This is a genomic window from Vallicoccus soli (assembly GCF_003594885.1).
GTDB classification, from domain to species: Bacteria; Actinomycetota; Actinomycetes; order Motilibacterales; family Motilibacteraceae; genus Vallicoccus; species Vallicoccus soli.
Map to the genome: position 1 here is coordinate 1 of NZ_QZEZ01000010.1, position 22,420 is coordinate 22,420.

Consider the following 22,420-nt stretch of genomic DNA (forward strand, 5'->3'; position numbering starts at 1 on the left):
TCGGTGCCACCCCGCGCACGCGGTGTGGTACCGGACCCGGTACCGGCCCTTCCTGCATTCCCCTCTGAACGGCGGCCCAGGGCCACGACCGGCGCAGGTCGTCGTGAGCGCCGGGCGGAGCGCGGTGAGGTCGGGGGACCGGCACCTGGCGTCGTGGCGCCGACCTGGCACCCTCGAGGCCGCAGCGTGAGACGAGACGAGAGCAGGACCAGATGAGCGACGAGCGCAGGATCCCCCGCGGCGACGGTGACCGTGGGCGTGGTGGTCCGCGGCAGGGACGCGCTGGCGGTCCCGGCGGGGCCGGAGGGCGCGGCGACCGCCGGGACGACGCCGGCCGCGACGGTCGTCCCCGGGGCGGGTCGCGACCGGGGTCCTCGGGCGCGGGGACCGGCGGGGGCGCCCGACGGGGTGCTGCGGGTGAGCGTCCGACCGGTGCCTCCGGCCGTGCGGGCGCCCCTCGCGCCGGCGCGGGGAGCGCTCGAGGGGGCGGTACGTCGGGCTCGCGCCCGTCCTGGGACCGGCCGCAGCGCGGGGACGACGCCGCTCGCGACGGGCGCGGCCGGCCGGAGCGCGCGTCGCGATCCGAGGGTCGGGCGGGGTACGACCGCCCGCAGCGATCCGACCGTGCCCGGGCGGCCGGCCCCGGCTCGCGCCCAGCCCGGCCCGAGCGCTCCGAGCGCTACGGCCGCGCAGGAGGCGACGCCCGGTCCGAGCGTCCGGCGCGGACGAGCCGTCCGGTCGCGGGCGAGCGCCCGGCGCGCCGCTCCGGCGCGGACGAGGCCCGCCCGTGGCGGCAGGAGAGGGCGGAGCGGCCCGGACGGGCGCCCTCGGCGCGCTCCCGTGCCCAGGACGACCGCGACCCTCGAGGCGGTCGCACGACGGGCGGGCGGCCGGCGTACCGCACGGACCGCACCGACGGCACCGAGCGGAGCGGCCGGGCGGGGCGCACTGAGCGGACCGGCCGCCCCGACCGCGCTGAGCGGACCGCACGGACCGGGCCCGTCGAGCGCACGGACCGCGTCGACCGTACGCGCCGCACGGGCCGCACGGACCGCACGGACCGGGCCGAGCGCACGGACCGCGCCGAGCGCACGGACCGCACCGGGTGGACCGCCCGCGCAGAGCGGGGTGCCGCTGCGCGGGGTCCGGCGGGTTCGCCTCGTGCTGAGCGCGGCTGGCGGCCGGGACGTGACGACGACCGCGGGCGGGGCGCAGCCCGCCAGGACCGCGCCGCGGACGGTGGTCCCGAGCGCGGCCGGGCCGGCGGTGGCACCCGTGCGCCGCGGGGGGACGAGCGCCCGTACCGCCGCGAGGGCCAGGCCGCCGGCACGCGCCGTCGCGGCGACGGCGACCGCGCACCGGGGGGCAGCCGTCCCGTCGGTGCCGCCTCGCGCCCGCAGCGGGCGGTGCGCGGCGGGCCGCCGGCTCCGCCGCTGCCCAGCGACGTGGACACGAGCGAGCTCCCGCGCGAGGTGCGGGCCGAGCTGCGCTCGCTGTCGTCCCTCAACGCCGACGTCGTCGCGCGACGCCTCGCCATGGCCGCGCGGCTGCTCGAGGACGACCCCGAGGCCGCGTACGGGCACGCCATGGCGGCCCAGCGCACGGCGGGCCGGGTGGGCTCGGTGCGTGAGGCGGCGGGGCTGGCCGCGTACGCCGCGGGCCACTACGCCGAGGCGCTGGCGGAGCTGCGCGCGGCCCGGCGCATCACGGGGTCGGACGACTACCTGCCGGTGATGGCGGACTGCGAGCGCGGACTCGGGCGGCCCGAGCGCGCCCTGGCGCTGGCCGCGGGGCCGGAGGCAGGCCGCCTCGACCACGCAGGGCAGGTGGAGATGCGCATCGTCGCCTCCGGTGCGCGGCGCGACATGGGCCAGCTCGACGCCGCCGTGGTGACCCTGCAGGGGCCCGACCTCACGAGCACGCGCCCGGAGCCGTGGTCGGCCCGGCTGCGCTACGCGTACGCGGACGCGCTCCTGGCCGCGGGGCGGCGCGACGAGGCCGTGACCTGGTTCGAGCGCGCCGCCGCCGTCGACCGGGACGAGGAGACGGACGCGGGCGAGCGCCTGGCCGAGCTCCAGGGGCTGGTCTTCGTCGACCTCGAGGAGGAGGACGGGCCGGAGGACGGGCCGGAGGACGGGCCGGAGGACGGGCCGGAGGACGGGCCGGACGAGGCCGCTGCGAGCGGCCGCACCGACGACCCCGCCGGGACCGCTGCTCGGGCCGACGGCGGCGAGCCCGCGGCGTACGTCGAGCCGGACGAGCCCGAGGTGCAGACCGAGGAGCCCGGGGTCGAGGCCGACGAGGCCGCGGTCCCTGCGGGCCTGCCCGAGGTCGAGGCCGACCGGCCCGGCGAGCCCGACCTCGAGGGAGCCGGTGCTCCCGCGCCGGCGCCGGCCGTCGCGCCGGTGCTCTTCAGCGACGACGCTGCCCCGGCGCCTGCTCGGCCGGGGCAGGACGGGGCGGACCAGGATGCCGACGAGGCGGGCGCGCACGACGACAGCCCGTCGCGCGACCCTCGGGGCTGAGCCCGTCCACAGGTGCCGCGGGGGCCCGCCGTCCACAGCGGGCCCCTGCGGGGCCGGTGCGCCCGCCGCCGGCGCGCCAGGCTGCTCCCGGTCCCGCAGCACGGGACGGGGACGCGAGCCGAGGAGAGCGGATGGGGACGACGCAGCGGCGGGGCGACGCGGTCGAGGGGGCGGAGGGCCCCGCCCGCAACGAGGTCCGGCTCAAGGGCCGGCTGGCCGCGCCCGCGCAGGCCGTCGTGCTGCCGAGCGGGGACGAGATCGCCACCTTCCGGCTGGTCGTGCCCCGCGAGCCCGCGCCGGCGCGCCGCACGGGACCGCGCGCGCTCGTCGACACCATCGAGTGCACCGCGTGGACCGCCGCCCTGCGCCGCCGCGCGCTCGCCGCGGGGCAGCACGAGGTGCTCGAGGTCGAGGGCGCCCTGCGCCGGCGGTTCTGGCGCGGGCCCGCCGGCGCATCGAGCAGGTACGGCGTCGAGGTGCTCGCCCTGCGCCGCCCGTCGCGCGCCCCTGCGCAGCGGTGAGCGCCCCGCGGGCGGTTCAGCGGTCGCTGCGGGCCGCGTGGTCGCGGAGCGGGCGCGGCGCGAGGAGCCGCAGGACGAGCCCGGTGAGCGGCTTCGGGCCGAACGACGTGGACTTGCGCGGCATCGTCTCGCCCGCCGCGACCACCGCGACGACCGCGTCGAGGGTGGTCGGTGGCAGCAGCACCGCCGTCCCGGCGCCGGCCGCGGCGTCGTCCAGCGCCGACGGGACGTCGTGGTGGTAGGCCACGTCCGCCTCGGCGACGTCCCACGCCGGCAGCAGGACGTGGTGCAGCGCCGTCGCCGGGACGCCCCGGTAGGCGGTGCTCGCACCGGGCAGCAGCCGCGCCAGGTGCTCGGCGAGGCCCCGCCCCGGCCGCAGCGCCGCCGCTGCCTGGCGCCGGGGATCCACGAGCACGGCCAGCGCGTCGGCCGGGACGTCCTCCCCGCGCAGGGGCCGCCAGGGGCCGACCTCCGCGAGCTCGGGCGGCGTCGCGGCAGCGGCCGTCCCCGCGTCGAGTCCCCGCACCGTCCGGTGGATGGCACCGAGGTGCAACGGGTACCGCTCCGGGTCCACGAGCAGCGCCAACCCCGCCTCGGGGCCCCGGTCCCCCGAGGCCCTGCCCGCCCTGCCCGCCCTGCCCGCACCGCCCGCACCGCCCGCGGCGACCGCGCTGCCCGCGCCGTCGCCGCCCTCGCGCCGGCGCTCGGCGAGCGCCGCGTAGGCCGCCCAGCGGTGGTGCCCGTCCGCGATGAGCGCACCTCGGTGGTGCAGCGCGTCGCGGAGGCGCTCGTGCACGGCCGGGTCGCGCAGCACCCACAGCCGGTGGGCGCGCCCGGCGGCGTCGTGCAGCGCGAGGTCCGCGGGGCCGGCGGCGGCCCGCTCGAGCGCCTCCTCCACCACGACGCCCGCCCCCCGGTCGCCCTCGTGCAGCAGCAGGATCGGCTCGAGGTTCGCCCCGGTGCGGTCCATGAGCGTGAGACGGTCCTCGACGGGGCCGGGCATGACCTGCTCGTGCGGCACCACCGCGCTGCGCCCCGGCGCCCCGAGGCCGACCGCCGCCAGGAGGCCCCGCTGCCAGCCGGGCTCGCCGCGGGTGCCCTGCTCGTACGCGTAGAGCACCTCGCCGTCGGTGCGCAGGACGCCCTCCTCCAACCACCGCCGCAGCAGGGCGGCGGCCCGGGCGTACGGGCCCTCGGGGCCGCAGCCGTCCTGGCGCGGGCGCACGAGGCGCACTGCGTTGTGCGGCTCGAGGAGCTCGTGGGCCAGGACCGCCGGCGGGTCGAGCACGTCGTACGGCGGCGAGGTCACGGCGGCGAGGTCGTGCACGCGGGCGGGGTCGTACCGCACGCCGAGGAAGGGGCGCACGTCGAGCCCGACGGGCAGGCGGGTGACGGGCGCGGCGGGAGCGTCGTCGGGCCGCGGCACGCGAGGGATCGTACGGGCGGGGCGGCGGCGCCCCTGCGCGCCGGGTGCGACCCGCGGGCGGGGCGTGTGGCAGCGTGGCCCCGTGCGCGAGCCGGCCGACGACCCCCGCGACCGCCCGGGCGGCGCACCCGCGGGGGACCTCTACGACTGGTTCCGCCGGGGCACGGAGCTCCTCGAGCGCGGCGACGCCGGGGCGGCCGCGGAGCTCCTGACCCGCGCGGGTGCGGCCGAGCCCGGCTCCGCGAGCATCCAGGAGGCCCTGGCCCGCGCGCTGTACGACGCCGGGCGCTACGCGGACGCTGCCGACGGGTTCCGCCGGCTCGTCGCGCTGCGCCCAGACGACGACTACGGACGGTTCGGGCTGGGTCTGAGCCTGACGCGCCTCGACCGCTGGGACGAGGCGGTGGACCAGCTCTCGCTCGCGGTGGCGATGCGTCCGGGCCGGGCGGAGTACGCGCAGGCGCTGCGGCACGCGCGCGCCACGCTGCGGGCCCGCGAGCGGCCCGACTGAGCCGGGACCTGCGGGGCCGGGACTGGCGGGGCCGGGACTGGCGGGGCCGGGACCTGCGGGACCGGGACCTGCGGGACCGGGACCTGCGGGACCGGGGCGGAGGTGCAGGGGCGGGCGCGCGAGGACGCGCCGCGCCGCGGGACGAGCGGGAGGACGAGCGGTGGAGCAGCGTGCGCAGGGCGGTCATGACGGGGTCGGCGGCCAGGACCGGCCGCTCCGGGGCACCCGGGGGCCGCTGCACGAGGCGCTCGACGCGCTGCTCCTCGACCTCGACGGGACGGTCTACACCGGGCCGCGCCCGGTGCCGGGCGCCCCGGAGGTCGTCGGCGCCCTGCAGGGCCGCGGGGTCCGGTGCTGCTACCTGACGAACAACGCCTCGCGCACGGCCGCGGCGACCGCGGAGCTCCTCGCCGGCATGGGCCTGCCCGCGACCGCCGACGACGTGGTGACGTCGGCCCAGGCGGCCGCGGCGCTGCTCGCCAGCGAGCTGCGTGCCGGGGACGCGGTGCTCGTCGTCGGCGGGGAGGGCCTCGAGGTCGCGCTGCGCGACGAGGGCCTCGTCCCGGTGCGGAGCCTCGACGACGGTCCGCGGGCGGTGGTGCAGGGGTTCCACCCCTCGGTGGGCTGGGCGCAGCTGGCGGAGGCGGCGTACGGCGTGCAGGCCGGACTGCCCTGGGTCGCGACGAACCTCGACCTGTCGATCCCCACCGACCGCGGCGTGGCGCCGGGGAACGGCTCGCTCGTCGCGGCCGTGCGCGCGGCCGTCCACGTCGACCCCCGCGTCGCCGGCAAGCCCGAGCGGGCGCTCGTGGACGCGGCGCTGGCGCGCACCGGCAGCCGCAGCGCGCTCGTCGTCGGGGACCGGCTCGACACCGACATCGCCTGCGCCGTCCGGGCGGGGCTGCCCTCGCTGGCGGTCCTCACCGGGGTCAGCGACGCGGCGCGGCTGCTGGCCGCGGCCCCGGGGGAGCGGCCCACGTACCTCGCGGGGGACCTCGGGGGCCTGCTGGTCGAGCACCCCGACGTGGAGCAGCGGGACGGCGCGTGGTGGTGCGGCGGCTGGCGCGCCGCGGTGGGGACGGGAGGTGCCGCCGGGGGCCCGTCCCTGGCCGTGCAGCCCGCCGGTGAGGAGCGTCCCGGCGGGGACGGGTGGGACGCGCTGCGCGCCGCGTGCGCCGCGCGCTGGGCGCACGAGGGCGAGGTCCTGCTGCAGGAGGCGCTCGACGCGCTGGAGCGGGTCGCCCCGGCGGTGGACGGGCGCTCGGCGCTCGCCGCGGTCGAGGCGCTCGGGGACGCGGTGCCGGACGAGGGCTGAGGGCGGGTCCTCGGGCGGGGGCGTGGGCGCGCCCGGTCCCGGACCTGCGCCCGGTGCCGGGCGGGTCCCGGGCTCGGGCCGGGAGGGCCGGCGGCGCAGGGCCTAGAGCAGGCTGCGCAGCTTGAGCAGGTCCATGACCCCGGCGTCGACCTTCAGCCGGCCGGAGGCCCAGGCGCCCGCGAAGCCGAGGCTGCCCGACGTCAGCGCCACGAGGTCGTCGCTGGTGGCGGCCAGGCGGATCTGCGCCCGCGGCCGGTCCTCCCGGGTCAGGTCGTCCAGGCGCCCGTCGTGCAGCCGGCCGGTCCACGTCACGTCGAGGTCCGTCGCGCGGAAGCTGAGGCTGCGGTCGAGGCCGCTCGCCTGCTCGCGCCCGCCGAGGGTCTGCGAGAGCCGCTCGATCGCCGCCTCGCACTCCTGCACGCTCGCCACTCCGGCTCCTTCCGTCGGGTCGCGACGGTAGCGCAGCGCGGGACGGGCACCGGTAGCGTGCGGGGGACGACCCGCGCGCGGGACGGGCGCTTGCCCGTCGTGCGCCGGGGGTACGGCCCTTCGGGTCGGTGGGGCGACGGGCGGTGCCAGCCGCGCGTGGCCGCGGCGACCCCTGCAGCACGGCGCCCGGACGGAAGGTCACCAGCGAGATGTCAACGCTCATCGACGGGTTGCGCGGCTACGTGCAGATCGCGTCCGGCCTCACCGAAGGACCCCGCCAGCGCGCCGTCGAGGCGGTGCGCCAGCTCGCCGAGCAGGGCGAGCAGGGCGTCGCCGCGCTCCTGCCGGACGAGGTCAAGGGCCAGGTGGCCGGCCTGCTCGAGGACGCGCTCGCGACGAGCCGCGCCAACCGCGACCTCGTCGTGGGGCTCGTCGCCGGCGAGGTCGAGCGGCAGGTGGCGCGGCTCGGGCTGGTGACCGCGGAGGAGCTCGCCCGGGCGCTCGGGCGCGCGGAGCAGCTCGAGCGCCGGCTGCGCGACCTCGAGGCCCGGCTGGCGCCGCGCTCCGGCGGGGCGCCCGCCACGGCGGCGGGCCCCGACGAGGGCCAGGCGCCGGAGGGCGGCACCGCCGGCGGCCAGGCCGGCACCACGACAGGTACCACGACCGGCACCGGCACCGGCACCGGCACGCGGGCGGGGGAGCCGGGCGACGGCGCGGGGGCCGGGTCGGCGGTGGGGTCGTACGAGGGCACGCCGGTGGTCGCCACCGTCACGCGGCGGACGGTCGCGCGCACGGCGCCGCCCGACGACCTCGCGCGCGCCCAGGGCGAGACGCGCCGCCGGGCCGTGGACCAGCAGCAGGGCTCGGCGTCCGGCGCCGCCGTGCTGCAGGGCAAGAGGTCCCGGGCGGCCGGCGCCCCGGAGGTACCGCCGGTGGACGTCGAGCGGCCCGCGGGGCCGGCCGTGGCCGCAGGGACCGCCGCGCGCACCACGGCCTCGGCCGCCGGGCTCGGCGACGGCGGGGCGGGAGACGGTCCCGCCGCCGGGGACGGCCGTCGCGCGGCGGCCCGGGAGGCCGCACGCGAGGACGCGGCCCGCAAGGCGGCGGCCCGACGCGCCTCGACGGCCCGCCGCGGCGGCGCGACCGGGCAGGGCGAGCTCCTGCCCGCGAGCCGCGGGGAGGAGGACCGGGCCCAGGCGCCGGCTCCGCAGGAGGCCGGCCCGCAGGAGGCCCCCGAGCCGGGGGCGGGTCCGCGGACCCCCGCGACGAAGGGCCCCGCGGCGGAGGCGCCCGTGACGGAGGCACCCGTGACGACGGCGCCCGCGAAGAGGGCCAGAGCGAAGAAGGCCACCGCGACGAAGGCCACCGCGACGAAGGCCACCGCGAAGAAGGCCACCGCGAGGAAGGGCACGGCGACGGGGGCGACCGGGACCGAGCCGGCCGCGACCGAGGCGGCCGGGGCGACGACGCAGGCTGCTGCGGCCGGGGACGCGCCCGGGAAGGCGCCCGCCGGGAAGGCGCCCACGAAGAAGGCGCCCACGAAGAAGGCGCCCGCCAAGAAGGCGCCCACGAAGAAGGCGGCCGCCACGAAGGCGACGGCGGAGAAGGCGACCGCCAGGAAGGCGACGGCGACGAAGGCGGCTGCGACCACGACGACCGGCGAACGGGCGACGACGCCAGACGGCACCTCCGAGGGCGCTGCCGCTGGGGCGACCCCGCACGAGGCCCCCGCAGGGGGCAGCGGCGCCGGGGAGTCCGCGGGGCGCCGCGCTGCGGCGCGCGACGCCGCGCGCGAGGCCGCCGCGCGCAAGGCGCCCGCGAGCGCTGCGGCCCGCCGCCGCGCTGAGGCCACCCGCCGCCCCGCCGGTGGCGGCGACGCCACGGGGGACGGCGCGTGAGCGAGCGCCCCCTGCCCCGGCCGGTGCCGGGCCCGGGGCCCGTACCGCGGCCCCCGGCGCCGGTCCGCGGTGCCGCGCCGCCGCACCGGGCGACGGGCGCGACGGACGCCCCGCCCCAGGAGCTGTCGGGAGAGCCGTCGGGGGAGCCGTCGGGGGAGCCGTCGGGGGAGCCGTCGGGCGTACCGGCCGTGGACTCGGCGCTCGAGCGCCTCGCCGACCTCGACGCGCTGGCGGTGGACGACCACCCCGAGGTGTTCGCGGACGTGCACCGGGCGCTCGAGGACGTGCTCGCCCGCCCGTCCTCCCCGGCGCCCGGCGAGTGACCCGCCGGGTACGGCTCGACGCGGAGCTCGTGCGCCGCGGCATGGCCCGCTCCCGCGAGCACGCCAGCTCCCTCGTCGAGCAGGGCCGGGTCACGGTGGGCGGGCAGCGCGCGACCAAGCCGGCGACGCAGGTCGAGGTCGGGGCGCCGGTCGCGGTGGCCGACGACGACGGCGACCCCGGCTACGCCTCGCGCGGCGGCCACAAGCTCGCCGGCGCGCTGGACGCGTTCGGCCCGCGGGGGCTGCGGGTCGAGGGCCGGCGGTGCCTGGACGCCGGCGCCTCGACGGGCGGGTTCACCGACGTGCTGCTGCGCCGGGGCGCCGCGCAGGTGGTGGCGGTCGACGTGGGCTACGGCCAGCTGGCGTGGGCGCTGCGCACGGACGAGCGGGTGCAGGTGCACGACCGCACCAACGTCCGCGACCTCACCCCGGAGCACGTCGGCGGGCCGGTCGACGTCGTGGTGGCCGACCTGTCGTTCATCTCGCTGCGCCTCGTCCTCCCGGCGCTCGCGGCGTGCGCGCCGGGCGCCGACGCGGACCTGGCCCTCATGGTGAAGCCGCAGTTCGAAGTCGGCCGCGAGCGCCTCGGGCAGGGCGGCGTGGTGCGCGACCCGCAGCTGCGGGCCGACGCGGTGCGCGACGTCGGGGCGGCGGCCGCGGCGCTGGGCCTGGGCGCCGCCGGCGTCGTGGCCAGCCCGCTGCCGGGGCCGTCGGGCAACGTGGAGTACTTCCTCTGGCTGCGCCGCGACGCCGGCGCGCTCGCCGAGGACGACCTGCGCCGCGCGGTGCGGGAGGGCCCGTCGTGAGCGGGCGCTCGGTGCTCCTCGTGCTGCACAGCCAGCGCGCCGGCGGGGCCCGCGACGCGGAGGGCGCCGTCGCCGCCCTGACCGCCGGCGGGGTGGACGTACGGGTCCTGGCCGACGAGGCGGACGCGCCCGACCTGCCGGACGCGCCGCGCCTCGAGGGCGCGCGCGTGGTGCAGCCGGGGCCCGCTGCCGCGGAGGGCTGCGAGCTCGTGCTGTCCCTCGGCGGGGACGGCACGTTCCTGCGGGCGGCCGAGGCGGCGCGCCCCACCCGCACGCCCGTGCTCGGCGTCAACCTGGGCCACGTGGGCTTCCTCGCCGAGGCCGAGCGCGACGACCTGGGCGCGGCCGTGGAGGCGGTGCTCGACGGCCGGTACGAGGTCCAGGAGCGCCTGGCCCTCGACGTGCTCGTCCGGTACGACGGCCGCGTCGAGCGCACCTGGGCGCTCAACGAGGCCTCGGTCGAGAAGGCGAGCCGCCAGCGCATCCTCGAGGTGGTCGTCGAGGTCGACGGGCGGCCCCTGTCGCGCTGGGGCTGCGACGGCGTCCTGTGCGCGACGCCGACCGGCTCGACCGCGTACGCCTTCTCGGCGGGCGGTCCGGTCGTCTGGCCGGAGGTCGAGGCGATGCTCCTCGTGCCGCTCAGCGCGCACGCGCTCTTCGCCCGCCCGCTCGTCACGGCGCCGGACAGCGTCCTCGCGGTCGAGCTGCTCGCCGAGAGCCGCATCGGCGGCACGCTGCTGTGCGACGGGCGCCGCAGCATCGACCTGCCGCCGGGGGCGCGGGTGGAGGTGCGCCGGTCGGCGGACCCCGTGCGGCTGGTCCGCCTGCACCGCGACCCGTTCACCGACCGGCTGGTCGCCAAGTTCGACCTGCCGGTGGAGGGGTGGCGCGGCCGGGGGCGCCCGCCCGCCGGCGGTCCACAGCCCGGTGCCGCTCCGCCCGGACCTGTCGGACCGCCCGCGTAGGGTCACGCCCGTGCTGGAGCTCCTGCGGATCCGCGACCTCGGCGTCATCGACGATGCCGAGATCGAGCTGTCCCCGGGCCTCACCGTCCTCACCGGCGAGACGGGCGCGGGCAAGACGATGGTCGTGACGGGCCTCGGCCTGCTGCTGGGCGGCAAGGGCGACGCCGCACGGGTGCGCTCGGGGGCGCGCGCAGCGGTGGTCGAGGGCTGCGTGGCCGTGCCCGCCGGGCACCCCGCGCTCGCGCGCGCCCAGGAGGCCGGCGGCGAGCTCGACGACGGGCGCCTGCTCGTGGCGCGCACGGTCTCCGCGGAGGGCCGCAGCCGCGGGCACGTCGGGGGGCGCGCCGTCCCCCTCGCGGTGCTGGGCGAGCTCGGGGAGGAGCTCGTCGCGGTCCACGGGCAGGACGACCAGCGCCGGCTGCTGCGCCCCTCCCGCCAGCGCGCCGCGCTCGACCGCTTCGCCGGGGCGGGCGTCGCGGACCTGCTCGCGCGGTGGCAGACGGCCTACGGCCGGCTGCGCGCGGTGCGCCGCGAGCTCGAGGAGCTGACGACGCGCGGACGCGAGCGGGCGCAGGAGGCCGACCTGCTGCGGTTCGGCCTCGCGGAGGTCGAGCAGGTCGCGCCGCAGCCGGGCGAGGACGCCGAGCTCGCCGCGGAGGACCAGCGCCTCGCGCACGCCGACGCGCTGCGCCAGGCGGCGGCGTCCGCGCACGCCGCGCTGCTCGGCGACCCGGTGGCGCCCGACGCCGTCGACGCGGTCGGCCTCGTCGCCGGCGCCCGCCGCGCCGCGGAGCAGGCGGGCGAGCACGACCCCGCCCTCGCCGCGCTGGGCCAGCGGCTGGGCGAGGTGTCCTACCTGCTGGCCGACGTGGCCGCGGACCTCGCGTCCTACGCCGAGGGCGTGGACGCCGACCCGGCGCGCCTCGCCGCGGTGCAGGAGCGGCGCGCGGCGCTGGGCGCGCTCACCCGCAAGTACGGCGAGGACGTCGACGCCGTGCTCGCCTGGGCCGAGCGCGCCGGTCGCCGCCTGCTCGAGCTCGACGGCTCCGACGAGCGCCTCGACGCGCTGCGCCAGGAGGAGGCCGGGCTCGCGTCCGACCTCGGGCGCCTGGCCGCCGAGCTCTCCGCCGCGCGCACCGCTGCGGCGGGGCGCCTGGCCGACGCCGTCACCGCCGAGCTCGGCGCCCTCGCGATGCCGCACGCCCGCGTGGTCGTCCAGGTGACCCAGGCCGAGGCTCCCAGGGGCGCGTCCGGTGCGTCCGGTGCGTCCGATGCGTCCGGTGCGTCCGATGCGTCCGGTGCGTCCGGTGCGTCCGGTGCGTCCGGTGCGTCCGGTGCGTCCGGTGCGTCCGGCGCGGCGAGCGGGGCGGCGGGGGTCGACGTGCTCGACGTGCCCGGGCCGGACGGACCGCGGCCGCTCGTGGCGGGCCCGCACGGCGTCGACGACGTGGCCCTGCTCCTCGCGCCCCACCCCGGCGCGCAGCCGCTGCCGCTGCACCGCGGGGCGTCCGGCGGTGAGCTGTCCCGGGTGATGCTCGCCGTCGAGGTGGTCTTCGCCGGCGCGGACCCCGTGCCGACCTTCGTGTTCGACGAGGTCGACGCGGGCGTCGGCGGCGCGGCCGCGGTGGAGATCGGGCGCCGGCTCGCGGTGCTCGCCCGCAGCGCGCAGGTGCTCGTCGTGACGCACCTGCCCCAGGTCGCCGCGTTCGCCGACCGGCACCTGCGCGTGGTGAAGACCGACGACGGCTCGGTCACGCGCACCGGGGTCGTCGCCCTCGACGACGGGGCGCGCGTGCTCGAGCTCTCGCGCATGCTCGCCGGCCTCGAGGGCAGTGAGACCGCCGTGGCGCACGCTGAGGAGCTGCTGCGCTCGGCCCGCGCGGGCACGGACGGCGCCGGCGGGCGGGGCACCGCCGGCGCCGGGCGCCGGGCCGGCGGCGCGGGCCGGACCAGGCGTCCGGCGGCGCGGCGGACCGGCTGAGGCCGGCCCCGGGTCCCCGGCCCCGGGTGCCCGGCCCCCGGGTGCCCGACCCTCGGGTGCCCGGCCACGGCTGAGGCCGGCACCGGGTCCCCGGCCCCGGGTGCCCAGCGGGTCCTGGGCGGCGAGGGGGAGGGGATCGCGGGGCGTGGCGCCTGCGACACGCGCCGGGCGCGGCGTGACCGGGGGCGTACCGCTTGCTCTGAGAGGATGACGGCGATGAGGATCGCGACCATGCGCAGGCGGCAGAGCACCACCGACGACCCGGGGGTCCACGGGGTCGCCCGCCTGGACCGACGCACGAAGGCGCTCACCAAGCGGCTGCAGCCGGGCGACGTCGCGGTCATCGACCACATCGACCTCGACCGGGTCAGCGCCGAGGCGCTCGTGGCCTGCCGGGCCGGCGCCGTCGTCAACGTGGCGCCGAGCATCAGCGGGCGCTACCCCAACCTCGGCCCGGAGATCCTCGTCGAGGCCGGCATCCCGCTGCTCGACGGCGTGGGGCCCGACGTCATGCACGCCCTGCAGGAGGGCGACGTCGTCCGGCTCGACGAGGACACCCTGTTCCACGGCGAGGCCGTCGTGGCGCGCGGCGCCCGCCAGAGCACCGAGACCGTCGCCCGGGCGATGGAGGAGGCCCGCGCCGGGCTCGCCGTGCAGCTCGAGGCCTTCGCCGGCAACACCATGGACTACCTGCGCCGCGAGCGGGAGCTGCTGCTCGACGGCGTCGGCGTCCCCGACGTGCGGACCCAGCTCGAGGGGCGCCACGCGCTGGTCGTCGTGCGCGGCTACCACTACAAGGAGGACCTGCAGGCCCTGCGGCCCTACATCCGCGAGTACCGCCCCGTGATGATCGGGGTGGACGGCGGGGCCGACGCGCTGCTGGAGGCGGGCTACCCGCCGGACATGATCGTGGGCGACATGGACTCCGTCGCGGACGGCACGCTGCGCAGCGGGGCGGAGCTGGTGGTGCACGCGTACCGGGACGGGCGCGCGCCGGGCCTGTCCCGCCTCGAGGCCATGGGCCTGGAGAGCGTCGTGTTCCCCGCGACGGGCACCAGCGAGGACGTCGCGATGCTCCTCGCCGACGACAAGGGCGCCGAGATCATCGTCGCCGTCGGCACCCACAACACCCTCGTGGAGTTCCTCGACAAGGGGCGTGCGGGCATGGCCAGCACGTTCCTCACCCGCCTGCGCGTCGGCGGCAAGCTCGTCGACGCCAAGGGCGTGAGCCGGCTCTACCGCAGCCGCATCTCCACCTGGCAGCTCGTGCTGCTCGTGCTCGCCGGGCTCCTGACCCTCCTCGTCGCCGTGGCCGCCACGCCGAACGGGCAGACCGTGCTGGACCTGCTCCGCAGCTACTGGGACAGCTTCACCTTCTGGCTGCAGGGGCTCTTCTCGTGATCGACTTCCGCTACCACCTCGTCTCGATCATCGCCATCTTCATGGCGCTGGCGGTGGGCATCGTGCTCGGCTCCGGGCCGCTGCGCGAGCCCATCGACAACACCATCAGCCAGCAGGCGGACCAGCTGCGCGAGCAGCGCAACGACCTGCAGGAGGAGCTGCGGCTCACCGAGCAGCGCGTGGCGTACCAGGAGGACGTCGTCGCCGCCCTCGGCGCGGGCGTCACCGACGGTCGCCTGGCGGGCCGGCGCGTCGTCCTCGTCACCGCGCCCGGCGCCGACCCGGAGGTCGCGCAGGAGCTGGGGGAGGCCGTCGCCGCCGCCGGGGGCACGGTCACCGGCACCGTCGGCGTCGTCGACACGTGGCTCGACCCCGCCAACGAGGAGGAGCTCGACGAGGTCACCAGCCGCCTCGTCCTGCCGGGCACGACGTTCCCCGAGGACTCCGACGCCCGCGAGCGCATGGACACGGTCCTGGCCAGCGCCCTGGTCACCCGCTCGCCCCGGGACGACCCGCAGAGCGACCCCGGCGCGCAGGCGCTGCTGACCGGGCTGGAGGAGCTCGGGCACCTCACCGTCGACGGCACGCCGTCCGAGCGCGCGGGGCTGGCGCTCGTCGTCGCCGCGCCCGCGCCGGAGGACGCGGCGGTCGCGGGCGTGCAGACCGGCGGGCTGGTCGACCTCGTCGCCGCCCTCGACCGCCAGGGCGCCGGCACCGTCGTCGCCGGCACCCAGAGCGCCAACTCCGAGGGCGGGCTCGTGCGCGAGGTGCGCACCGAGGGGGCGACCGAGGGCAGCGTGTCGACGGTGGACACCGCCGACAGCGCGGCCGGGCGGCTCAGCGCGGTCCTCGCCCTCGACGCCGAGGCCGAGGGCGCGACCGGGGCCTACGGCTACGGCGCCGAGGCCGACGAGGTGCTGCCCGAGCTCGCCGACGCCCCGTGAGCAGGCCGGGCACGACGGGGCGGCTCGCCGGCCGCGCAGCCCGCGCAGCCCGCGCAGCTGCCGCGGCGACGTCGGGTCGTCCCGGCCTCGGGGCCGCCGGGCGCGTGGCGGCGGCCCTGCTCGGCGCCGGGGCCGGCGCCGGGGCGTACGCCGGACTGGTCCGGCTCGACCGCGCGGGGCGCTTCGCCCGCACCAACCACGCCGGGCACCCCGTGACGCTGCTCGAGGGCCCCGCCGTGGCCGCCGCGGCGCTGGCCTGCGCCGCGACCGTGCCCGGACCGCCGCGCCTGCGCGCCGCCGCCGCCCTGGCGACCGGCGCCGGCGCGGTGCTCGGCGCCTGGGACGACGTGGCCGGCTCCGCCGACGCCCGCGGGCTGCGGGGGCACCTCGGCGCGCTGCGCCGCGGCGAGGTGACGACCGGCGCGCTGAAGGTCGTCGGCCTCGGCGCGGCCGGCCTCACGGCGGGCGCGCTCGTGCGCCGCGACCCGCTCGACGCGCTGCTGGCCGGCGGGGTCGTCGCGGGCGCGGCCAACCTCGTCAACCTGCTCGACCTGCGCCCGGGACGCGCCGGCAAGGCGGTGCTGCTCCTGTGCGCCCCCGCGCTGGCCCGCCCCGGCGCCGCCGGGGACCTGCTCGCGGGTCCGGTCGGCGCGACGGCCGCGCTGCTCGTGCCCGACCTGCGGGCCCGGTCCATGCTCGGCGACTGCGGGGCCAACGCCCTCGGCGCGCTCGTCGGGGTCGGCATCGCCGCCGCCACCAGCCGCCCCGTCCTCGCCGCGCACCTCGCCGGCATCGCCGCGCTGACCGTGGCGAGCGAGCGGGTCAGCTTCACCGCGGTCATCGAGCGCACACCGGGCCTGCGCGAGCTCGACGGCCTCGGCCGCGCCGCGCGGTGAGCCCGGCCGGCCCGCGCCCGTGAGCGCCGCGCGCGCCGCCCGCGGGGTCGCCGCCGGCGCCGCCCTCATCGCCGCCGTCACCCTGCTGGCGCGGGTCACGGGGTTCGGCCGGTGGCTGGTGTTCAGCCGCACGGTCGGCGCCCCGGACGGGACGAGCTGCCTGGCCACGGCGTACCAGACGGCGAACATGCTGCCCAACATCGTCTTCGAGGTGGTCGCGGGCGGCGCGCTCGCGGTGAGCGTCGTCCCGCTCGTGGCCGGCGCCGCGGCCCGCGGCGACGAGGACGCCGCCCGCCGCGCGGCCTCGGCCCTGCTCACGTGGGCGCTGCTCGTCCTCGTGCCGCTGGCCGCGCTGGGGGCGCTGGCCGCCGGGCCGCTCATGCGCCTGCTCACCGGCGGCGACGGCGCCTGCGGCGCGGGGGACAGCGCCCGGGTGGCCGCGGGGTTCTTCGTGGTCTTCGCCCCGCAGGTCGCCCTGTACGGGGTCGCGGTGGTGGCCAGCGGGGTCCTCAACGCCCGGCGGCGCTTCCTCGCCCCGGCGCTGGCCCCGCTGCTGTCGAGCCTGGTGGTCGTCGGCGCCTACCTCGGGTTCCAGGCGACGTACGCCGGCAGCCGGGACGACCTCGACGCGGTGCCGGCCGGTGCGCTGCTCTGGCTCTCCCTCGGCACGACCGGCGGGGTGGCCGTGCTCGCGCTCACCAGCCTCGTCCCGGTGCTCGTGCGCGAGCGGCTGCGCCCCGCGCTGCGCTTCCCGCCCGGGGCGGCCCGCCGGGCCCGTACCCTCGCCGGGGCGGGGCTCGCCGGGCTCGTCGCCCAGCAGGTGGCCACGCTCGCGGTGCTCGTCGCCGCCCGCGACGACCCCGGTGCGATCAACGTCTACACCTACGCGTGGGCGGTCTACCTGCTGCCGTACGCCGTGCTGGCCGTGCCCATCGCCACCGCCAGCTTCTCCGCCCTGTCCGAGCAGGCGGGGCGCGGCGACCGAGCCGCCTTCGCCGGCACGGCTGCTGCCACGACCCGCGCGGTGCTCCTCGTGTCGCTGCTGGGCAGCGCCGTGCTCGTCGCCGCGGCCGCCCCCACCGCGCGCGTCTTCGGCGTCGAGCCCGCCTGGACGATGGCATGGGCGCTCGTCGCCTTCGCACCCGGGCTGGCGGGGCAGGCGCTCGTCGCGCACCTGGGCCGGGCGCTGTCCGCCGCCGGCCGCGGCGGCGCCGCCGCGCGCGGCACGGTCGCCGGCTGGGGGGTCGCGGCCGCCGGGTCGATCCTCGGCGGCGCGCTCCTGCCCGGGGGCTGGACCGCCACCGGCGTCGGTGCGGCCACCTCCGCGGGCATGCTCCTCGCCGGTGCGCTGCTGCTGCGGTCGCTGCGCGCGGCCGGCGGGACCGCCGCCACGGCCGGCGCGGTGCGGGCCGGCGCGGCCGGGCTCGCGGGCGCCGTCCCGGGCGCCGCCGCCGGCGCCGGCGTCGCCGCCGGGCTCGGCGCGGCGCTGCCCGCGGCGGGGCCGGTCCTCAGCGCGGTCGAGGCGGCCGCCGCCGGCGGCGCCGCCGCGCTCGTCGCGGCCGGCGCCGTCCTGCTCCTCGACGGCGACGACCTGCGCCCCCTGCTCGCCCGGCTGCTGCGCCGCACGCGCACCCCCGCCCCCACCGCGGAGGCCGCTGCGACCCGCCCCGGCGCACCCACCGACCCCGGAGGTCCCGCGTGAAGACCACCCTCGTCCTCGGCACGAGCACCGGCGGCGTCGGGCAGCACGTGCGGTCCCTCGCCGCCGGGCTGGTGGCCGCCGGCGACGAGGTGCTCGTCGCCGGGCCCGCCGCCACGCAGGAGCAGTTCGGCTTCCGCGCGACCGGGGCGCGCTTCGCCCCGGTCGAGGTGTCCAGCGCGCCGCGCCCGGTCGCCGACCTGCGCAGCGTCCGCCGGCTGCGGGCGGTGCTCGCCGCCGAGCGGCCCGACGTCGTGCACGCGCACGGGCTGCGCGCCGGGGCCCTCGCGGTCCTCGCCGGGGCCCGCCCGCTGGTCGTGACCTGGCACAACGCGGTGCTCGGCAGCGGCCCGCAGCGGCTCGTGCTCGCCGGGCTCGAGCGGCTCGTCGCCCGCGGCGCCGACCTCACGCTCGGCGCGTCCTCCGACCTGGTCGAGCGGGCCCGTGCGCTCGGCGCGCGCGACGCGCGCCTGGCCCCCGTCGCCGCGCCGCCGCTGCCCGCCCCCCGCCGGGACGCGGCCGCGGTGCGCGCGGGGCTCGGCCTCGGCGACCGCCCGCTCGTGCTCGCCGTCGGGCGGGTGGCGCCGCAGAAGGCGTACGACGTGCTCCTCGCCGCCGCCGCGACCTGGGCGGCCCGCGACCCGACGCCGCTCGTCGCGGTCGCGGGGGAGGGGCCGGACCGCGGGGCGTGGCAGGCCCGGGCCGACGCCGCCGGGGCGCCGGTACGCTTCCTCGGGCACCGCGACGACGTGGCCGACCTCCTCGCGGCCGCCGACGTCGCCGTGCTCACCAGCGCCTGGGAGGCCCGGGCCCTCGTCGCCCAGGAGGCGCTGCGGGCGGGGACGCCGCTCGTCGCCACGGCGGTCGGCGGCGTGCCGGACCTCGTCGGCGACGCCGCCGTCCTCGTGCCGTGGGGCCCGCGGGACGAGGTGGCGCGGGGGGTCGCCGCGGGGGTCGTACGGCTCCTCGACGACCCCGCCGAGCGGGAGCGCCTGGCGGCGGCCGGGCGGGAGCGGGCGGCCGGCTGGCCGGACGGCGCGGCCGTGCTCCGGCAGCTGCGGGGGGCGTACCGCGGGCTCGCCGGCGGCTGACGCGCGGCGCGCGGGGCCGCCGCGGCGGGCGGGGCCCCGGCGGCTGTTAGCCTCGAAGCCCGTGGACCGGGGGTGGCGGACCCCCGGCACAGCGGCCGCACCCCGGCCCGACGACCACGGGAGCACCCTTGGCAGCGCTCGAGACCACCAAGCACATCTTCGTCACGGGCGGCGTCGCCTCCTCCCTCGGCAAGGGCCTGTCGGCCTCGAGCCTGGGCCGGCTCCTGCGGGCCCGCGGCCTGCGGGTCACGATGCAGAAGCTCGACCCGTACCTCAACGTCGACCCGGGGACGATGAACCCGTTCCAGCACGGCGAGGTGTTCGTCACCGACGACGGGGCGGAGACCGACCTGGACATCGGGCACTACGAGCGCTTCCTCGACGAGGACCTGCCGGGCTCCGCCAACGTCACCACCGGGCAGGTCTACTCCGCGGTCATCGCCAAGGAGCGCCGCGGGGAGTACCTCGGTGACACGGTCCAGGTGATCCCGCACATCACCGACGAGATCAAGCGCCGCATGCGCGAGGCCGCCGGGCCCGACCTCGACGTCATCATCACCGAGATCGGCGGGACCGTCGGCGACATCGAGTCCCAGCCGTTCCTGGAGGCCGCCCGCCAGGTGCGCCAGGACGTCGGGCGCGACAACGTGTTCTTCCTGCACATCTCGCTCGTGCCCTACATCGGCCCGTCGGGGGAGCTGAAGACCAAGCCGACGCAGCACTCCGTCGCCGCGCTGCGCTCGATCGGCATCCAGCCCGACGCCATCGTGCTGCGCGCGGACCGCGAGGTGCCCGAGGGCGTCAAGCGCAAGATCTCGAGCATGTGCGACGTCGACGTGGACGGCGTCGTCGCCGCGGTGGACGCGCCGTCGATCTACGACATCCCCAAGGTGCTGCACTCCGAGGGCCTCGACGCGTACGTCGTGCGCCGCCTCGGGCTGCCGTTCCGCGACGTGGACTGGACCGACTGGGACGAGCTGCTGCGCCGGGTCCACCGCCCGGCCCGGCGCGTCACCATCGCGCTCGTCGGCAAGTACGTCGACCTGCCCGACGCCTACCTGTCGGTCACCGAGGCGCTGCGCGCCGGCGGCTTCGCCAACGACTGCCGGATCGACCTGCGCTGGGTGCCCTCGGACGCGTGCCGCACCCCCGAGGGCGCGGCCCGCGAGCTGGACGGCGTCGACGGGGTCTGCGTGCCCGGCGGGTTCGGCGTGCGCGGCATCGAGGGCAAGCTCGGGGCCGTCCGGCACGCCCGCGAGCAGGGCATCCCGCTACTCGGGCTGTGCCTCGGCCTGCAGTGCATGGTCATCGAGTACGCCCGCGACGTGGCCGGCCTGGAGGGGGCGAGCTCGGCGGAGTTCGACCCGCAGACGCCGCACCCGGTCATCGCGACGATGGCCGAGCAGCGCGACGTCGTCGCGGGGGAGCGCGACATGGGCGGCACGATGCGCCTCGGGCTCTGGACCGCCACGCTCGCCGAGGGCTCGCTGGCCCGCGCGACGTACGGCGCGGCGCAGGTCGAGGAGCGCCACCGGCACCGCTACGAGGTCAACAACGCGTACCGCGCGCAGCTGGAGGAGGCCGGGCTCGTCTTCTCCGGCACCACGGCGGACGGGCGGCTCGTGGAGTTCGCCGAGCTGCCGCGCGACGTGCACCCGTTCTTCCTGGCCACCCAGGCGCACCCGGAGCTGCGCTCGCGCCCGACCCGCCCGCACCCGCTGTTCAGCGGGCTGGTCGCGGCGGCCGTCGAGCGCGCGGCGGGCACCGGCGGCGCCCCGGTCGACGTGACGACCGCGTCGGCCGGCATGGGCGTCTGATGGCGGCCCCCTGGGACGGCCCCGTCGCCGACGAGGTCGCGGACCGGCGGGTCCGCTCCAGCGAGGTCGTGTTCCACGGCAAGGTCTGGGACGTGCGCCGCGACGAGGTCGACCTCGGCGACGGGCAGACCGTGGTCCGCGACGTGCTCCAGCACCCCGGCGCCGTCGGCGTCCTCGCGCTCGACGACGACGAGCGGGTGCTGCTCGTGCGCCAGTACCGCCACCCGACGGGGCGGATGCTCTGGGAGGCGCCGGCCGGGCTGCTCGACGTCGAGGGGGAGCGGCCGCTCGCGGCCGCGCAGCGCGAGCTCGTCGAGGAGGCCGGGTACCGCGCGCAGCGCTGGCACGTCCTCGTCGACTACTACAACTCCCCGGGCGGCACGACCGAGGCGTTCCGCTGCTACCTCGCGCGGGGGCTCGAGGCCGTCGCCGAGGACGAGCGGCACGAGGGCGAGGGCGAGGAGCGCGACATGCCGGCCGCCTGGGTGCCGCTCGACGAGGCGGTCGACCTGGTGCTCGCGGGGGCCCTGCACAACCCGACGACCGTGAGCGGCGTCCTGGCCGCGGCCGCCGCCCGCAGCCGCGGGTGGAGCGGTCTGCGCCCGGCCGACGCGCCCTGGCCCGAGCGGTTCCCGGAGGGCTGAGCCGCCGACGGGGTCGCAAGGTGCAAAGCCCCGCCCCCCATCGTCTGACAGCCTGCCACGTGCGCCGCGTCACCTCCGCGCCTACCGTCGAGCGCATGAGGATCGGCATCCCCCGCGAGGTCAAGAACCGCGAGTACCGCGTGGCCATCACGCCCGCCGGCGTCAACGAGCTCGTGCGCCACGGCCACGAGGTGTTCGTCGAGCGCGAGGCGGGGGTCGGCTCGTCGATCCCCGACGCGGACTACGCCGCCGCGGGCGCCACCGTGCTCGACAGCCCCGACGACGTGTGGGCCGAGGGCGACCTCGTGCTCAAGGTCAAGGAGCCGGTGGCGGAGGAGTACGGGCGCATGCGCTCGGGCCAGACCCTCTTCACGTACCTGCACCTGGCGGCCTCGCGCGACTGCACCGAGGCGCTGCTCAAGGCCGGGGTGACCGGGATCGCGTACGAGACCGTGGAGCTGCCCGACCGCACCCTGCCGCTGCTGGCCCCGATGTCCGAGGTCGCCGGGCGCCTCGCCCCGCAGGTCGGCGCGCACACCCTGCTGCGCGCCAGCGGCGGGCGCGGCATCCTCCTCGGCGGCGTCCCCGGCGTCTACGCCGCCAAGACGGTCGTCATCGGCGCGGGCGTGTCGGGCATGAGCGCGGCCGCGATCGCCCTCGGCATGCAGGCCGAGGTGCTCCTGCTCGACAAGGACATCGCCCGGCTGCGCCAGGCGGACGCGATCTACCAGGGGCACCTGCAGACGATCGCGTCGAACCAGTACGAGATCGAGCGGGCCGTCCTCGACGCCGACCTCGTCATCGGCGCGGTGCTCGTGCCGGGGGCGAAGGCGCCGACGCTGGTGTCGAACGAGCTCGTGTCGCGGATGAAGCCCGGCTCCGTGCTCGTCGACATCTCCATCGACCAGGGCGGCTGCTTCGAGGACTCGCGCCCCACGACGCACGACGACCCGACGTACCCGGTGCACGGCTCGCTCTTCTACTGCGTCGCCAACATGCCCGGCGCGGTGCCGCACACCTCGACGTACGCGCTGACCAACGTCACCCTGCCCTACGCCGTCGAGCTCGCCGACCGGGGCTGGCGCGACGCGGTCCGCCGCGACCCGGCGCTGGCCAAGGGCGTCAACACCGTGGACGGCCAGGTCGCCTACGGCCCGGTCGCCGAGGCGCACGGCCTCGACGGGGTGGCCCTGGCCGACGTCCTCGGCTGACGCGGGCGGGGGCGGGG

At 79.3% G+C, this 22,420-nt stretch carries 19 protein-coding genes; 17 read left to right on the forward strand and 2 right to left on the reverse strand.

Features of this window, described 5'->3' with window-relative positions; all coding sequences use genetic code 11:
• Positions 1 to 1,445 precede the first annotated feature (1,445 nt).
• A complete protein-coding gene (locus tag D5H78_RS16930; RefSeq protein ID WP_133412085.1) occupies positions 1,446 to 2,525 on the forward strand; it encodes a tetratricopeptide repeat protein in 1,080 nt (359 codons plus the stop codon).
• A gap of 131 nt (positions 2,526 to 2,656) precedes the next feature.
• On the forward strand, positions 2,657 to 3,046 hold the full coding sequence (locus D5H78_RS16935; RefSeq protein WP_119951698.1) for a single-stranded DNA-binding protein: 390 nt from the start codon (positions 2,657 to 2,659) through the stop codon (positions 3,044 to 3,046).
• Positions 3,047 to 3,062: 16 nt separating this feature from the next.
• On the opposite strand, the gene D5H78_RS16940 is transcribed toward D5H78_RS16935, so the two are convergent.
• Positions 3,063 to 4,472 carry a DUF1015 domain-containing protein gene (locus D5H78_RS16940; RefSeq protein WP_218566733.1) on the reverse strand — a complete coding sequence of 470 codons (1,410 nt, stop codon included), beginning with the start codon at positions 4,470 to 4,472 and terminating at the stop codon, positions 3,063 to 3,065.
• A gap of 82 nt (positions 4,473 to 4,554) precedes the next feature.
• Between D5H78_RS16940 and D5H78_RS16945 the strand changes: the two genes are divergently transcribed.
• Positions 4,555 to 4,983, forward strand: a complete 429-nt coding sequence (locus D5H78_RS16945) for a tetratricopeptide repeat protein (protein WP_119951699.1) — start codon at positions 4,555 to 4,557, stop codon at positions 4,981 to 4,983.
• A 160-nt stretch (positions 4,984 to 5,143) separates the two neighbouring features.
• Positions 5,144 to 6,298, forward strand: a complete 1,155-nt coding sequence (locus tag D5H78_RS16955; protein ID WP_119951700.1) for an HAD-IIA family hydrolase — start codon at positions 5,144 to 5,146, stop codon at positions 6,296 to 6,298.
• Between the two features lie 102 nt (positions 6,299 to 6,400).
• Here D5H78_RS16955 and D5H78_RS16960 read toward each other — a convergent pair whose 3' ends face one another.
• On the reverse strand, positions 6,401 to 6,727 hold the full coding sequence (locus tag D5H78_RS16960; protein ID WP_119951701.1) for an SCP2 sterol-binding domain-containing protein: 327 nt from the start codon (positions 6,725 to 6,727) through the stop codon (positions 6,401 to 6,403).
• A 209-nt stretch (positions 6,728 to 6,936) separates the two neighbouring features.
• Here D5H78_RS16960 and D5H78_RS16965 point away from each other — a divergent pair, with 209 nt between their 5' ends.
• The 13 genes from D5H78_RS16965 to ald all read left to right on the forward strand — a co-directional run bounded on the left by D5H78_RS16965 (position 6,937) and on the right by ald (position 22,403).
• A complete protein-coding gene (locus D5H78_RS16965) occupies positions 6,937 to 8,625 on the forward strand; it encodes a coiled-coil domain-containing protein (RefSeq protein WP_133412086.1) in 1,689 nt (562 codons plus the stop codon).
• Positions 8,622 to 8,948, forward strand: coding sequence for a hypothetical protein (locus tag D5H78_RS16970; protein ID WP_119951703.1), 327 nt, complete (start codon positions 8,622 to 8,624; stop codon positions 8,946 to 8,948). The genes D5H78_RS16965 and D5H78_RS16970 overlap by 4 nt, the downstream gene beginning before the upstream one ends.
• Positions 8,945 to 9,754, forward strand: coding sequence for a TlyA family RNA methyltransferase (locus D5H78_RS16975; RefSeq protein WP_119951704.1), 810 nt, complete (start codon positions 8,945 to 8,947; stop codon positions 9,752 to 9,754). Before D5H78_RS16970 ends, D5H78_RS16975 begins: the two co-directional genes overlap by 4 nt.
• Positions 9,751 to 10,719, forward strand: a complete 969-nt coding sequence (locus tag D5H78_RS16980) for an NAD kinase (protein WP_119951705.1) — start codon at positions 9,751 to 9,753, stop codon at positions 10,717 to 10,719. Before D5H78_RS16975 ends, D5H78_RS16980 begins: the two co-directional genes overlap by 4 nt.
• A 10-nt stretch (positions 10,720 to 10,729) precedes the next feature.
• On the forward strand, positions 10,730 to 12,700 hold the full coding sequence (recN, locus tag D5H78_RS16985) for a DNA repair protein RecN (RefSeq protein WP_119951706.1): 1,971 nt from the start codon (positions 10,730 to 10,732) through the stop codon (positions 12,698 to 12,700).
• 216 nt (positions 12,701 to 12,916) lie between these two features.
• Entirely contained in the window at positions 12,917 to 14,101 is a 1,185-nt protein-coding gene (steA, locus tag D5H78_RS16990; RefSeq protein WP_119951707.1) for a putative cytokinetic ring protein SteA, read from the forward strand.
• Entirely contained in the window at positions 14,098 to 15,045 is a 948-nt protein-coding gene (locus tag D5H78_RS16995; RefSeq protein ID WP_119951708.1) for a copper transporter, read from the forward strand. The genes steA and D5H78_RS16995 overlap by 4 nt, the downstream gene beginning before the upstream one ends.
• Before the next feature lie 104 nt (positions 15,046 to 15,149).
• Complete coding sequence (locus D5H78_RS17000; protein WP_218566734.1) at positions 15,150 to 15,941, forward strand: hypothetical protein; 792 nt, start codon at positions 15,150 to 15,152, stop codon at positions 15,939 to 15,941.
• 19 nt (positions 15,942 to 15,960) lie between these two features.
• A complete protein-coding gene (gene murJ, locus D5H78_RS17005; RefSeq protein WP_119951709.1) occupies positions 15,961 to 17,643 on the forward strand; it encodes a murein biosynthesis integral membrane protein MurJ in 1,683 nt (560 codons plus the stop codon).
• The gene (locus D5H78_RS17010) at positions 17,640 to 18,731 is read left to right on the forward strand and encodes a glycosyltransferase family 4 protein (protein WP_119951710.1); all 1,092 of its coding nucleotides are present in this window, start codon (positions 17,640 to 17,642) and stop codon (positions 18,729 to 18,731) included. Before murJ ends, D5H78_RS17010 begins: the two co-directional genes overlap by 4 nt.
• Before the next feature lie 128 nt (positions 18,732 to 18,859).
• On the forward strand, positions 18,860 to 20,548 hold the full coding sequence (locus D5H78_RS17015; RefSeq protein WP_119951711.1) for a CTP synthase: 1,689 nt from the start codon (positions 18,860 to 18,862) through the stop codon (positions 20,546 to 20,548).
• Positions 20,548 to 21,192 carry an NUDIX domain-containing protein gene (locus D5H78_RS17020; protein WP_119951712.1) on the forward strand — a complete coding sequence of 215 codons (645 nt, stop codon included), beginning with the start codon at positions 20,548 to 20,550 and terminating at the stop codon, positions 21,190 to 21,192. The genes D5H78_RS17015 and D5H78_RS17020 overlap by 1 nt, the downstream gene beginning before the upstream one ends.
• Positions 21,193 to 21,287: 95 nt before the next feature.
• Positions 21,288 to 22,403 carry an alanine dehydrogenase gene (gene ald, locus D5H78_RS17025; protein WP_119951779.1) on the forward strand — a complete coding sequence of 372 codons (1,116 nt, stop codon included), beginning with the start codon at positions 21,288 to 21,290 and terminating at the stop codon, positions 22,401 to 22,403.
• Positions 22,404 to 22,420 lie beyond the last annotated feature (17 nt).

What these genes read in the sequence shown, in the direction of transcription:
- D5H78_RS16935 (WP_119951698.1), top strand. Translation starts at nt 2,657, where the DNA reads ATGGGGACGACGCAGCGGCGGGGCGACGCGGTCGAGGGGGCGGAGGGC.
- D5H78_RS16965 (WP_133412086.1), top strand. Translation starts at nt 6,937, where the DNA reads ATGTCAACGCTCATCGACGGGTTGCGCGGCTACGTGCAGATCGCGTCC.
- steA (WP_119951707.1), top strand. Translation starts at nt 12,917, where the DNA reads ATGAGGATCGCGACCATGCGCAGGCGGCAGAGCACCACCGACGACCCG.
- D5H78_RS17020 (WP_119951712.1), top strand. Translation starts at nt 20,548, where the DNA reads ATGGCGGCCCCCTGGGACGGCCCCGTCGCCGACGAGGTCGCGGACCGG.
- ald (WP_119951779.1), top strand. Translation starts at nt 21,288, where the DNA reads ATGAGGATCGGCATCCCCCGCGAGGTCAAGAACCGCGAGTACCGCGTG.